Raw genomic sequence first — 13317 nt, 5'->3', positions numbered from 1 at the left:
TCGGCGCGGGCAAAAAATCACTTCAGAGATTTCTGAACTAATGGCTAGACTGCCGGGCCGCGTCCACCGGGAGTCCGCCATGGCCAATGCCCTCCACGACATCCGCCTGCTCAAGCTGTTCGCCTGCGTGGTACGCCACCAGGGCTTCGCCGCGGCGCAGCAGGAACTGAACCTGTCCACCTCGGCCATCAGCACCTACATGAGCCAGCTGGAAGGTCAGCTCGGGGTCACCCTCTGTCATCGCGGCCGTGGCGGCTTCGCCCTGACCAGCAAGGGCGAACTCTTTCACCAGGAGACGCTACGCATCCTGGGCGAGATCGAAGGCTTCGAACGCTATGCCACCACCCTCAAGGGCGAGTTGAGCGGCACCCTCAACCTGGGCGTGCTGGATTCACTGTCCAGCGAGCCGGCGCTGCCGCTGGCCGATGTGATCGGCAGCTATACCCACGACTATCCCGGCGTCCACCTGCATCTGGCGGTGACCAGTCCCTACGAGTTGCAGCTGGGCGTGCTCGAAGGACGGCTGGACCTGGCGGTGGGTGCCTTTTCCGCGCGCATGAACGGGGTGGTCTACCAGCCGCTGTATCGCGAGCAGCACTGGCTCTACTGCAGCGATCGTCATCCGCTGTTCCCGGAACGGCGCATTCCCGCCGAGGTGATCACCCGCCAGCGCATGGTGCGGCGCGGCTACTGGAGCCAGGCTGAGCTGGCACGCCATGGCTTCAAGGAAAGCGCCGCCACCGTGGAAAGCATGGAGGCCCAGCTGATCCTCATCCTCTCCGGCGCCTATATCGGCTACCTGCCGGAGCACTATGTCCATGCCTGGGTCGACCAGGGGCGCCTCAAGGCGCTGCAACCGGCGACCTTCGGCTATCAGGCGCCGTTCTCCCTCATCACCCGCCGAGGGCGGGGTCGCGAGCCACTTATCCAAAGTTTTCAACGCATCCTTAAAGCCCAGATGCAACATGCCGATAGCGACTAGGACGATAACCAAAGGGTTACCGTTTTCACCTGTGCGGGCAATTAGCCACCATTTAAATGGTTGATGTCCCACGGAGTAGATAACCTGCTAGATAAGGCACCCGCATGCGCACGAATTTGCCGGTCACCCAACAGGGCCGTACCTTCAAGGAAGAAGAACGACTCATCTCCACCACCGACCTGCAGGGGAACATCACCTACTGCAACGAAGCGTTCATCGCCATCAGTGGCTATACGCGGGAGGAGCTGATCGGCAGTCCGCACAACCTGGTGCGTCATCCCGACATGCCGCCGCCCGTATTCGGCCACATGTGGGCGACCCTCAAGGAGGGCAAGCCGTGGATGGGCATCGTCAAGAATCGCTGCAAGAACGGCGACTTCTACTGGGTCAGTGCCTACGTCACGCCGATCCTGGAACAGGGGCGGGTGATCGGCTACGAATCCGTGCGTTCCCTGCCCAGTGCCAATGAGGTGCGCCGCGCCGGCGAGCTCTATGCCCGGATCAATGCCGGCAAGGCACCCGTGCCCCGGATCCGTCGCCTGACCAGCGCCATCTCCGCCTGCTGGTCGACCGTGGCGGCCGCCGGCGGCATCCTGGGCGGTCACTTCCTCCTGGACGACACCGCTCAGGCAGCCCTTATCGTCGCCGCCCTGCTGGGCGTCAGTGCCCACCAGCTGTATCGCCAGCGCGCCAGTATCGAGCGCATTCTCGCCGATCATCCCAAGATGTTCTCCAGCGATGTGGTTGCGCCGACCTACAGCGACCAGATCGGCGCCCCAGCGCGTCTGGACCTCGCGTTGCACAGCGAAGCCGCGCGTCTGCAGACCGCCTTGACGCGTCTGGCCGACGTTGGCGACAGCGTGCGCCAGAAGGCCCGCGAGTCTTCGCAGCTGTCCCAGTCCGGGGCGGAGCTGTTGGAACAGCAGCGCCATGAGACCGATCAATCCGCCGCCGCCATCACCCAGATGACCTCCACCATCCACGAGGTCTCGCAAAACGTCCAGGAAACCGCCCAGGCCGCCGCCAACGCGGAGAACATGGTACATTCCGGACGCGACAAGGCTGAAGAGAGCCTGACCTCCATGCGTGAACTCGGCGCGGCGGTCAGCGACATCGGCCAGGCAGTGGGCGAATTGGCCAGCTCCACCCAGAGCATCGGCAGCGTCGCCGATGTCATCACCGCCATCGCCGAACAGACCAACCTGCTGGCGCTCAACGCCGCCATCGAGGCCGCCCGCGCCGGTGAAGCCGGTCGCGGATTCGCGGTGGTGGCCGACGAGGTCCGCTCGTTGGCCTCCCGTACCCGCGAGTCCACCGAGCAGATCCACCAGATCATCGCCAATCTGCAGGCTAATGCCGACCGCGCCGTAGCCACCGCCAGTCGCGGCGAGGAGACCTCGCGCCAGAGCGAACGCCATTCGGCAGCGGTACGCGAATCCCTGGAAGGCATCAGCGAATCGGTCAGCCTCATCACCGCCATGAGCCAGCAGATGGCCACCGCGGTGGAGGAGCAGAGCCACGTGTCCGAAGACATCAATCGGCAGATCAGCCGCATCGCCGATCTCTCGGACCACAGTTCCGCCCAGGCCCGCCGCGGCTCGGAACTGAGTCGCGAGCTGGAAGGCATGGCCGACTACCTGCACGATCTCACCGCCCGCTTCAATCGCTGAGTCGCGGGGAGGGCGGCGGCGATCCGGTATGATCGCCGCCTCGATTCGCTCTGGAAGCCCTGATGTCCCGTCCCGCTTGCGCGCGCTGCCAGCGTCCCCTGTCGCTCTGCCTGTGCGCGCTGATCCCTGCGCTGGCCAGTCGCACGCGGGTGCTGTTGCTGCAGCATCCCAGCGAGCGGCGCCATCCCCTCAACACCGCACGTCTGGTCGCCCTCGGGCTCAGCAATGCGCAACTGGAGATCGGCGAGACCTTTGCCGACCTGCCGCTCTGGCTCGCCGATCATGATGCCTGGCTGTTGTTTCCCGGCCCCGAAGCGCTCACGGTGAACCTCGTGCCACCCCCGGCTAAGATCGAGTCGAAACGGCTGCTGGTGATTCCCGACGGCACCTGGCGCAAGGCACGGCTGCTGCTGCACGCCAATCCGCTATTGGCCGCGTTGCCCAGGCTCACCCTGCCGCCTGGCGCCCCTTCGCGCTACCGGGTGCGCAAGGCCCCGGCGCCGGATGCGCTATCGACCGTGGAGGCCGTGGTGGCGGCGCTGAATGCGCTGGAGGCGCCGCGCCGCTTCGATGCGCTGCTCGCGCCTTTCGAGGCGCTGATCGACGGCCAGATCGCCGCCATGGGGCCGGAAACCTTTGCACGCAATCATGGCGGACCGGAGCAGCGTGACTAGGGGAATTACCCGGGTGTCGGACCACTCTACCTAGAGAGCCAGCAGAGGAATCACGCCATGTCCCGCTTCCCGATCCATTCGCACGACGAATTCGCCAGCCTTGCCGCCTTTGGTCTGCCCCGCGCGGGTGGCGAACCCGATCAGCCCGATCCGGCGCCCATCCAGCCCAGCGAGCCGGGCGAGCCCACCGTCCCCGATCAGGCGCCGCCAACCCCCATGGCCCGCGCCGCCTGACGCCACGGCGTCACCCATGAAAAAGGGCGATCATCACTGATCGCCCTTTTTCATGCCTATCGGCTAGCGCCGGGTCTTCTGCTTGAGCAGGTAGACCGTTACCGCCGCACAGCTGGTGAAGGCCGCCACCCGTGCCCAGACATAGGGCACCAGCCAGCAGGAAAAACCCACGCTGATCCACATGGCGACGATGGCGTAGACCTTGCCCTTGAGGGGGATGCCGTCGCCTTCCAGGTAGGGTTTGACCCAGGGTCCCAGCCACCTGTGGTTGATCAGCCACAGGTAGAAGCGCTCCGAACTGCGCATGAAGCAGGCCGCGGCCAGCAGCAGGAAGGGCGTGGTGGGCAGCAGCGGCAGAAAGGCGCCGATGATGCCCAGCGCCACGCTGAGCCAGCCGAGGCCCAGCAGCAGGTAGCGGACCCAGCCCTTGCGCTGGCGGGGTCTGGGAGTGGCCTCGTCCATCGCTCAGTGACGCGGCTTGAGCAGCGCCGGCTTTTCTTCGGGGGAATGGCAGAGCAGGAACAGCTGGGTCAGCAATTCCGGAATCTGCACCATCATGTCGGCCACCAGGCGGCGGTCCTGGGCGATCTCGGCGAATTCCGGCTGTTCATCGAACAGGCCCGAACCGACCATGATCGGCAGCAGCAGCTCGCTGACCTCGTCTTCGGCGTCTTCGAACCACACGGCTTCGCGCAGGAACACGCCTTCCATGAAGCCGATGCACCAACCGCGCAGCTCGGAGTCGTCCGGCTCGGGGCCGAGTTCCAGGTCGCAGGGCAGGTCCAGCTCTTCGTCACTGCCCAGCACGCGCAGGATGTGCGCCTTGAGCTGCACCAGGGCGCGCTCGATCTCTTCCTGCTGGGCGGCATCGCGATACTGCGGCGGTTCGGCGAAGAGGGCATCGATCCACTCGCGTTCGGGAACCTCTTCCGGGCAAATGGACAGGGCGGTCAGGTAGCCATGGGCGGCTACGTAGTCGAGCGCTTCTTCGTGCAGATCGTCTGCATCGAGAAAATCGCGCAGACGGGTCAATTGTTCGGCGAAGGACATCGGCTACTTACCTCGGAAAGGATTCGAAAGGGCAGAACGGCCGGAATTGTAGACGAGCGCCCGGGTCACGTCGAACCTGACGACCCGGGGCCGGCCGACGGAAAAGCACCGCCGCAGCGACCTCGGCATCCGTATAATGGCCTTTCCATTCGAGGAGGCTTCATGTCAGAACCTGCGCTGCGCATCCTTAAAGACGTCTTTGGCTACGACGCGTTCCGTGGCAACCAGGCCCGGATCATCGAGCGTGTGGCCAGCGGTGGCGATGCGCTGGTGCTGATGCCCACGGGCGGCGGCAAGTCCCTGTGCTACCAGGTGCCGGCCCTCCTGCGGCCCGGCGTGGCCGTGGTGGTCTCGCCGCTGATCGCGCTGATGGACGACCAGGTCGCCACCCTGCTGGAACTGGGCGTGTCAGCGACCGCGCTCAACTCCACCATGACCGGCGAACAGCAGAGATCCGTCGCCGCGCAGCTGGAGCGCGGTGAGATCAAGCTCCTCTATCTAGCGCCCGAGCGCCTTGTGCAGCCGCGCATGCTGGATTTCCTCAAGCGCCTGCCCATCGCCCTGTTCGCCATCGACGAAGCCCACTGCGTGTCCCAGTGGGGGCATGACTTCCGCCCGGAATACATGCAGCTCGGCCAACTGGCCGAACACTTCCCCGACGTGCCGCGCCTGGCGCTCACCGCCACCGCGGATTCCCGCACCCGTGAGGAGATGGCCAGTCGCCTGCACCTGGAAGAGGCCGAGCGCTTTCTCTCCAGCTTCGATCGCCCCAACATCTTCTACCGCATCGTGCCCAAGGAAGCGCCGCGCAAGCAATTGCTGGCCTTTCTCGCCGAGCGTCGCGGTGATGCTGGCATCGTCTACTGCATGTCGCGCAAGAAGGTGGAGGAGGTGGCCGAGCAGCTCAGCAATCAGGGCTTCCCCGCCTTGCCCTATCACGCTGGCCTGCCCAACGACGTCCGCGCCGCCAACCAGAAGCGTTTCCTCAACGAGGAAGGGTTGATCATGGTGGCCACCATCGCCTTCGGCATGGGTATCGACAAGCCCAACGTGCGCTTCGTCGCCCACCTCGATCTGCCCAAGAGCCTGGAGGCGTACTACCAGGAAACCGGTCGCGCCGGGCGGGATGGCCTGCCCGCCGACGCCTGGATGGCCTACGGCCTGCAGGACGTACTGCTGTTGCGGCAGATGATGCAGAACTCCGAAGGTGACGAGCGCCACAAGCGCATCGAGCGGCACAAGCTCGAAGCCATGCTGGCCCTGTGCGAAGAAACCCGCTGCCGGCGCCAAGTGCTGCTGGCCTATTTCGACGAGCACCTGCCGCAGCCCTGTGGCCATTGCGACAACTGCATCGACACCGTCGAGACCTGGGATGCCACCGAGCCGGCGCGCCAGGCGCTGTCGGCCATCTACCGCAGCGGTCAGCGCTACGGGGTAGGGCACCTGGTCGACATCCTGCTCGGTCGCGAGACCGAGAAGATCGTCAGTCTTGGCCATCAACGCCTGGCGGTCTTCGGCCTGGGCAAGGCGCGCGGCGAAGACGAGTGGCGCACCCTGTTCCGCCAGTTGGTCGCCCGTGGCCTGGCCGAGGTGGACGTCGACGGCTATGGCGGCCTGCGCCTGACCGAAAGCTGCCGACCCCTGCTGCGCGGCGAAGTCCGCATCGAATTGCGTCGTGATCCCAAGCCTCAGCGCGGGCGTGGCACGAGCAGCGGCTCTTCGGCCAGCGCCGCCAGCCAGCTGGTACGTGCCGACGAACGCGAGCAGTGGGAAGTGTTGCGCACCCTGAGACGCAAGCTGGCCGAAGAGCACTCGGTACCGCCCTATGTGATCTTTCCCGACGCCACCCTGCTGGAGATGCTGCGCAGCCAGCCGCGCTCGCTGGACGAGATGAGTCGCGTCAGCGGTGTGGGTGCCCGCAAGCTGGAGCGCTATGGCCAGGCCTTTCTCGACGCTCTCAATGACGGTGGCGCGGCGCCGGCTCCGGTCGCCGACGTGCGTCACGAGGTGCTGACGCTGGTACGCGCCGGCATGACCCCGGAGCAGGCCGCGCGCCAACTGAATTGCTCTGAAAAGAATGTCTATGCACTATTGGCCGAAGCCATTGCCCAACAGCAGATCGCTCTGGAGCAGGCCCTGGACCTGCCGGAGGAGCTGCTGGCGGAAATCCAGGATGCCTTCCTCGAAGACGAAGGCGAATTGCCGCCGGTAGCCCAGATCGCCCCGCGTTTCGAAGGGCGGGTGACCAGTGGCGCGCTGTACTGTGTGCGGGCTGCCCTGCAGGCCGAGTTGGCCGACTAGCTGAGGACGGCGGTTGCTCCGCAGGGCCTACACCCAGAATAATGAGAAAATCCAAGTACAAGGTTTAGCCTGAATGACTACCGATCCACACCTGTTCGGCCGCCAGATCTTTCATGTCTCCCGTGCCTGGCGCGCCGAGCTCGACCGTCGCCTGAGTCACCTGGGGTTGTCTCAGGCGCGCTGGCAGGTGTTGCTGAACCTGGCGCGGATGAAGGGGGTCCAGCCCACCCAGCGTGAACTGGCCCAGAGCATCAGTATCGAGGGGCCGACCCTGGCCCGCTTGCTGGATGGCCTGGAAAAGCAGGGGCTGGTCAAGCGCCTGGCGGTCACCGAGGACCGTCGTGCCAAGCGCATCATGCTGACCCAGGAAGCCGGTCCGCTGATCGAGAAGATCGAGACCATCGCCGAGGCCCTGCGCAAGGAGCTGCTCAGTGGTCTCGACGATGAAGAGATCGCCATCTGCCAGCAGGTGCATCAGCGCGTCCTCGCCAATCTCGAGCGCGGCTGACCGCCGTCTGGCGGCTCGCTCCGTCCGGGTACCTCCACCCAGCACAGGTACTGGATCTGGCCGGAGCGTCTGGCATCGCCGCTAGCGCTCCATCCCATCCGCAGCCGTCCTTTTCGCGCTGCTGGTCATCGGTTTGCCGTCTGTCGGTATCGATGCTACGTTCCAGCGTGGCGGAGGCGATTTTTGTGAGCCACCGCGCTAAAACACCGGTTTCTTCGAATACCTGACGCAGCGGTATCCATGGTCGCGAAACGCCGTCCCCTTGCCTTTGTCATCCTGTCGGCCGCTGCGCTGACCACTCTTCCTCAAGCGGCGCTCGCGCTCGGCCTGGGGGGCATCACCCTGCAGTCAGCTCTCAACGAACCCCTGCGTGCACGGATCGAGCTGGTCAACCTCGGCGATGCCGATGCCGGGGACTTCCGCATCCACCTTGCGGCGAACGAGGCGTTCGCACAAGCCGGTGTGGATCGTACCCAGTTCCTCGACGATCTGAAGTTCACTCCGCACCTGCGCACGGCGGCGGGCAGCTATGTCGAAGTGACCTCCCGCTGCTCACTGGTCGAGCCCTATCTGGGCTTCATCGTTCAGCTCGAGCAGCCGGGTGGCAAGCAGCTGCGCGAATTCACCCTGCTGGTGGATCCACCGCGCAGTGGTGGCACGCCCACCAGCGTCGCCAGTACCGCCCCGGCGCGCGTCCAGGCGGCGTCCGCTCGCGCCGCTGCCCCGGCCGCCGATCCGGTGGTCCGCCAAACCGTATCTGCACCGCGCCAGGGGCTGGCGCCCTCGCCAGACCTATCCGCTGGGGAGGGCGTTTACCAGACGCGTCCCAGGGATACCCTCTGGAGCATCGCCAAGCGCCTGGGGCCAATGGCCAATCGATCGGTCGAGCAGCTCATGGCCGATCTGTTCGCCCTCAACCCGGCGTCCTTCGCCAACAATGATCCCGGACGACTCAAGGCCGGTCAGCGCCTGCGCCTGCCCGTGGGTGTCAGCGAACCTGCGCCGCGGCAGCGGGTAGTCGCCAGGACCACGCCGCCCGCACCCAGCCCGGTACCCGCCGCACCAGTCGCCACGGCGCCCGCCCTGGCACCGGGACCTGCACCTGCTGCGCCAGCACCGGCCGCAGCACCCGTCGCTGCGCTGGCACCGGCACCGGAATCAGTGGCGCCTCCAGTAGCGGCGCCGCAGCCGGCCGGAAGCTCTGCCGAAGACACCAAGCCCCTGCTGGTGACGCAGGACCTCGGGCGTCAGGTTGGCGACCTGGAAGGTCAGCTGACCCAGCTGCAGGAGCGTTACGACGCATTGCTGGCACAGAAAGAGGTGATGATCGAGCAGCTCCAGCAGGACCGTGAAGGTCTGCAGCAGCAATTGAAGCAGGCGCGTTCGGTGGCCCTGGCCACGCCGACGCCCGTACCCGCGACGCCGGCACCGGAAAGCCCTGCCGCTCAGGCGGCGCCCGTCGCCTCCAGTCCTACCGCGGGCAGCACCGACGAAGGTCTGTTGTCACTGCGCTCGCTGTTGTTAGCGGGTGGCGCGGCCCTGCTGGCCCTGGCCGGTGTGCTCTGGTGGCGCCGGCGGCAGACGGAAGACGTCGTCTTCGACGACGCGGGTGACGTCGAAAGTGTCGAAATGGTCGAGCCCTTGCCTGAGCCTGTGCTGGCCGCTACTCAGCCGGTGATCGCCAAGTCGAAGGCCAAGCCCACAGCCGTCGCCGCCAGCCCGGCGCCGGTCGACGATCATGCCGGTCGTGCGGAGATCTACATCGCCTATGGCCGCTACGGCCAGGCGCGGGAAGTGCTGGAAAGCGGCCTGGCCGAAGATGATCGGCGCCAGGATCTGCGGCTGCTGCTACTCCGGGTGCTGGCCACCCTGGGCGAGGCTCCGGCATTCAGGGAGCACGAACAGCGTTTTCTGGCGCTGGGAGGCGTGGCGGCGAGTCTGGCGGTCCTGCATGCCCAGTTTCCCGGGATGTCCGCCGATCCGGTGGAGCCCCTGCTAGAGGACGATCTGGACCTCGACCTGCCAGCCTTCGATGCGCCGGCCAGCGAATGGTCGGCGGAATTGCAGTTCGCCGAGCCGGCGGTACCCGCGCCGGTGACCGAGGAGCACTACGATCTGGATCTGGCCGACCTGAGCCTCGACGAAGCCATCGCCCTAACCGAGGAGCTGGACGCCGATTCCGGCTGGAAGCAGGCCGATGCCCTGGAGATCACCCTGGAAGACGACTTTCCTGAGGGGCTGGGCGAGTTGCCGGCGGTCTTGGAGCTGGACATGAGTCTCGACGAGCACTTCATGACCGACGACATCGCCCGACGCTTCGCCGAGGCCGAGGCCTGTCTCGACCAAGGCGACCTTCAGCATGCCACCTCGCTGCTGCAGGAGATCGTCAGCGAGGGCAGTGACAGCCAGCGCGAGCGAGCGGAAATGCTGCTCTCCCGTATCGCGTGATCAGAAGCTGTTGCCCAGGTTGATGTAGAACGCATGCTCGCCCTGGTCGCTCAGGCCATAGGTGAACTTGAGCGGTCCCAGTGGCGTGTCCAGGCCCAGGAACAGGCTGGCGGCGCTGATGTTGCCGCTGTCATAGTCGTCGTCTCGATTCCAGATGCGCCCCTGTTCCAGGCTGCCGCCTAGGTAGACCGGGGTGTCCAGCGGGAATAGTGAACGCTGGGTGAGCTGGTGGTAATAGATCAGCCGCGCCAGGCCGTAGTTCTGGCCAGACAAGGCGTCCTGGCGATAGCCCGAGAGCTGCCAGGCGCCGCCCAGCAGGAAACTGCTGGTCACCACATTGGTATCGCTGTCGGTCGACAGGGTGCGGCCCAGGCCGCCCCCGATCACGAAGGTGTTGTAGCCATAGCTGAGCGCCTTGTTCAGGTGCAGGTCCAGCTGCCGGTAGCGGGAGTCGGAGCCCAGACTGGGATCGAATTGCTTGAGTGTCAACGCCAAGTCCTGGCCCTCACGTGGGAAGTTCACGTCGTCCAGATCGTCCAGGGAATAGCGCAGCTCATAGAAGCTTTCGGTGAAGGATTCCTCCGGGGTGTCACGCGGTCCGACATGCACCTTGGTACTACCCCAGTCGTGGCCGATGCCCAGCCGCACCTCGGCCTTGTTGCCGATCTGCCGGCCCAGGTTCAGGCCGAAGCCATAGCGTTCACGACGGTACTCGGCGATGGGGTGATTGCGCTCCAGCTGTTCGATATTGCGTGCCTCGCCACCGACGTAGGGCGCGATGAAGTAACGTGAACCGACATCCAGAGGTTGGTAGAACTCGCTGTAGAGCTCCTGGTGATCGCCGATCTGGGCCCGCGTCAGCCATTCGCCGCCCAGGCGATTGAGGCCGTTGATGCGATAGCTGGCGCCGAAGTTGAAGGCGCTGTCGCCCCGCAGATCGTCCGACAGGTTCAGGCCCAGCCGCAGGAAGTCCGTGCCGCTGCGCTTGCCGCGGGCATAGATCATCAGCACATTGTCACCGGGCCCGTCCCGACGGATGCGGTATTCCACCTGGTCGAAGTAGTCCAGGCCGTAGAGCGTGCTCATGTCGTCCTGGAGGCGTTCGACATTGAGCGGCTCTCCCAGCTGCTGACGGATGTAGTGACGGATGACCTCGTCCTCTACCTTGGAGTCGTTCTCGATGCGGATGGCATCAATGACCGGGGTCCGGCTGCTGGGCGACCGGGCGGCAGCCACCGCCGAGGACGGCTCGCTCGGCGCATTCCTGCGCAGTACCGCCAGTTCGCTGGCCATGGCCATGGTAGCCCGATAGCCCGCATCGATCAGTGCCTTGACCTCGCTGAAGTCGGCGCTGGTATAGCTGGCCAGCGGCGGCTGGATGAGCAGGTCCTGCTTGCCCAGCGTCGCCAGCTGCGCCTGGGAATTGTTGCGGGTCATCAGGGTGGTGGATTGATTGAGCACGTCCAGTACCGTGGTCAGGTCCTTGCGCTTGAGCAGGGGGGTGCCGATGTCCACGACGACCACTCGTTGCGCACCCATTTCACGGGCGACATCGATGGGAATGTTGTCGACCATGCCGCCATCCACCAGCAGGCGGCCATCGATCTCCACCGGGGCGAACACCGCCGGAATCGACATGCTGGCGCGAATGGCCCGGGGCAGGTGGCCATGGTCGAAGACCACCTTCTCGCCGCTGGTGATATCCGTGGCCACGGCGCGAAAGGGGATAGCCAGCTGATTGAAATCCCGGGTGTCACTGGTATGTACGAACAGCTTTTCCAGCATCATCCCCAGGTTCTGCCCTTGGATCACGCCGATGGGCAGGCCCAAGGTGCCGTCGTCACGAAAGCTGAGCTTCTGCTTGATCAGGAAATCCCGGTCGTCCTGCTTGCGGCGAAAGGGCACGTCCTTGCGCGGTGGCTGGTCGGAAAGCACCTGGCCCCAGTCCATTTCCAGGGCGATGCGTTCCAGCTCCTCGGCGCTGTAGCCTGCCGCATAGAGTCCGCCGATCACCGCACCCATGCTGGTGCCAGCGATGGCATCCACCTGAATGCCCTGTTCTTCCAGGGCTTTGAGCACGCCGATATGCGCCAGTCCCCGCGCGGCACCGCCGGACAGCACCAGTCCGACCTTGGTCGGCGGCGCGCTCCAGGCCAGAGTGGACAGCAGAAGGCAGGCAACCAGCAGCAACGGGCGCATAGGATGGACCACATGGCGGACAGGATCGGGGGCTGCGTATTATAGGGAACCCAGGCCTTGCGAGGTGTACCGTGGCGGACGCCAAACCCTTCATCACCATCCACTACTGTACCCAGTGCCAATGGTTGTTGCGCTCGGGCTGGCTGGCTCAGGAACTGCTCAGCACCTTCGGTACCGATCTGGGTGGGGTGACGCTGCTACCGGGAACCGGTGGCGTCTTTGAGATCGCCTGTGGCGGGGAGGTGCTCTGGGAGCGCAAGAGAGACGGCGGCTTTCCCGACGCCAGAACGCTGAAGAACCGGGTCAGGGACCTGATGTTTCCGGAACGCGATCTGGGTCACGGCGAAGGGCAGCGGCGCGACGGGGGAGATGGCGCCCCCGAGGGGGCGTGAGATCAGGCTTCCGTACTGACCGTGTCCCGTACATCGAGAGCGTTGGTGGCCGGCGTAGCGGCAGGTGCGCTCACTTCGGCCGCGCGTATCTCGACGGCGTGCAGGCCCTTGGGGCCCTGAACGATATTGAAGTTGACCGCCTGGCCCGCCTTCAGTGTGCGGTAACCGTCCATCTGAATGGCCGAGTAATGAGCGAATAGGTCTTCATCACTGTTATCTGCAACGATGAAGCCATATCCTTTGGCGTTGTTGAACCATTTGACCTTGCCACTGAGCATACCGGCTCCCTCTGCAAAGGACTCCAAGCCTGGAGTATCATTCGACTACAGTTCCAGTGAATCCACACAGACGCCACTACAACGGAACCCTTGGTACCTCGTCGGTACAGGATGTTTGTAACACCCTTTCAGCCTTAGTCAAGGCGAGGCACTAGGCGGCTGAGACGTGGATCAAGCTCTTTTTTTCCTGCTATTCATCCCGTAATTCGGAATCGATCAGAATGCGTGTAATCGACCCCATCCGACTGGCGGCGGACGACAACCAACATCAGGACGGCGACAACGGTGGCCTGGCGGTGCAGGAGGCAAAACCTGCGCTAAAACGGCCAGCCAGATATCGCGTTCTGATGTATAACGATGACTACACCCCCATGGAGTTCGTCGTAGAGGTGCTGGAGAGCTATTTCAGCATGAACCGCGAGGCCGCTACCCAGGTGATGCTTACCGTGCATACCCAGGGAAAGGCGGTCTGCGGAACATTTACTCGCGATGTCGCTGAAACCAAGGCCATGCAAGTCAATCAATATGCGAGGGAGTGCAACCACCCGCTGTTGTGTGAAATCGAAATCGAAAGTTAGATC

The 13317-nt window shown here is 64.7% G+C and carries 13 protein-coding genes; 9 read left to right on the top strand and 4 right to left on the bottom strand.

The window, feature by feature from the left end:
• The first annotated feature begins 79 nt into the window (after window positions 1-79).
• The 4 genes from FEZ61_RS07925 (at window position 80) to FEZ61_RS07910 (ending at window position 3560) form a co-directional block, all read left to right on the top strand.
• The gene (locus FEZ61_RS07925) at window positions 80-982 is read left to right on the top strand and encodes a LysR family transcriptional regulator (RefSeq protein ID WP_017641749.1); all 903 of its coding nucleotides are present in this window, start codon (window positions 80-82) and stop codon (window positions 980-982) included.
• A gap of 104 nt (window positions 983-1086) precedes the next feature.
• A complete protein-coding gene (locus FEZ61_RS07920) occupies window positions 1087-2652 on the top strand; it encodes a PAS domain-containing methyl-accepting chemotaxis protein (RefSeq protein WP_173148141.1) in 1566 nt (521 codons plus the stop codon).
• A gap of 62 nt (window positions 2653-2714) precedes the next feature.
• Window positions 2715-3326, top strand: coding sequence for a DTW domain-containing protein (locus tag FEZ61_RS07915; RefSeq protein WP_068383997.1), 612 nt, complete (start codon window positions 2715-2717; stop codon window positions 3324-3326).
• Between the two features lie 57 nt (window positions 3327-3383).
• A complete protein-coding gene (locus FEZ61_RS07910; RefSeq protein WP_173148139.1) occupies window positions 3384-3560 on the top strand; it encodes a hypothetical protein in 177 nt (58 codons plus the stop codon).
• A gap of 63 nt (window positions 3561-3623) precedes the next feature.
• Here FEZ61_RS07910 and FEZ61_RS07905 read toward each other — a convergent pair whose 3' ends face one another.
• The gene (locus FEZ61_RS07905; RefSeq protein WP_068383999.1) at window positions 3624-4022 is read right to left on the bottom strand and encodes a YbaN family protein; all 399 of its coding nucleotides are present in this window, start codon (window positions 4020-4022) and stop codon (window positions 3624-3626) included.
• 3 nt (window positions 4023-4025) lie between these two features.
• Window positions 4026-4610, bottom strand: coding sequence for a YecA family protein (locus tag FEZ61_RS07900; RefSeq protein ID WP_173148137.1), 585 nt, complete (start codon window positions 4608-4610; stop codon window positions 4026-4028).
• 162 nt (window positions 4611-4772) lie between these two features.
• Between FEZ61_RS07900 and recQ the strand changes: the two genes are divergently transcribed.
• The 3 genes from recQ to FEZ61_RS07885 all read left to right on the top strand — a co-directional run bounded on the left by recQ (window position 4773) and on the right by FEZ61_RS07885 (window position 9867).
• Window positions 4773-6911 (top strand): DNA helicase RecQ, encoded by a 2139-nt coding sequence (recQ, locus tag FEZ61_RS07895; protein WP_017641755.1) that lies wholly within the window; start codon window positions 4773-4775, stop codon window positions 6909-6911.
• A gap of 73 nt (window positions 6912-6984) precedes the next feature.
• Window positions 6985-7419, top strand: coding sequence for a MarR family transcriptional regulator (locus FEZ61_RS07890; protein ID WP_017641756.1), 435 nt, complete (start codon window positions 6985-6987; stop codon window positions 7417-7419).
• Between the two features lie 240 nt (window positions 7420-7659).
• Window positions 7660-9867 (top strand): FimV/HubP family polar landmark protein, encoded by a 2208-nt coding sequence (locus tag FEZ61_RS07885; protein WP_173148135.1) that lies wholly within the window; start codon window positions 7660-7662, stop codon window positions 9865-9867.
• On the opposite strand, the gene FEZ61_RS07880 is transcribed toward FEZ61_RS07885, so the two are convergent.
• Window positions 9868-12066 carry a patatin-like phospholipase family protein gene (locus tag FEZ61_RS07880; protein WP_017641758.1) on the bottom strand — a complete coding sequence of 733 codons (2199 nt, stop codon included), beginning with the start codon at window positions 12064-12066 and terminating at the stop codon, window positions 9868-9870.
• Window positions 12067-12137: 71 nt separating this feature from the next.
• Between FEZ61_RS07880 and FEZ61_RS07875 the strand changes: the two genes are divergently transcribed.
• Window positions 12138-12458 (top strand): SelT/SelW/SelH family protein, encoded by a 321-nt coding sequence (locus FEZ61_RS07875; protein ID WP_017641759.1) that lies wholly within the window; start codon window positions 12138-12140, stop codon window positions 12456-12458.
• Window positions 12459-12460: 2 nt separating this feature from the next.
• On the opposite strand, the gene cspD is transcribed toward FEZ61_RS07875, so the two are convergent.
• A complete protein-coding gene (gene cspD / locus FEZ61_RS24600; protein WP_017641760.1) occupies window positions 12461-12736 on the bottom strand; it encodes a cold shock domain-containing protein CspD in 276 nt (91 codons plus the stop codon).
• A 221-nt stretch (window positions 12737-12957) separates the two neighbouring features.
• On the opposite strand from cspD, the gene clpS reads away from it, so the two are divergent.
• Window positions 12958-13314 (top strand): ATP-dependent Clp protease adapter ClpS, encoded by a 357-nt coding sequence (gene clpS, locus FEZ61_RS07865; protein WP_017641761.1) that lies wholly within the window; start codon window positions 12958-12960, stop codon window positions 13312-13314.
• The last annotated feature ends 3 nt before the right edge of the window (window positions 13315-13317 follow it).

Source organism: Pseudomonas sp. MS15a(2019) (assembly GCF_013277805.1).
In the GTDB taxonomy this organism is placed as follows: domain Bacteria; phylum Pseudomonadota; class Gammaproteobacteria; order Pseudomonadales; family Pseudomonadaceae; genus Chryseomonas; species Chryseomonas benzopyrenica.
This window is presented reverse-complemented; position numbering and strand designations above follow the sequence as displayed.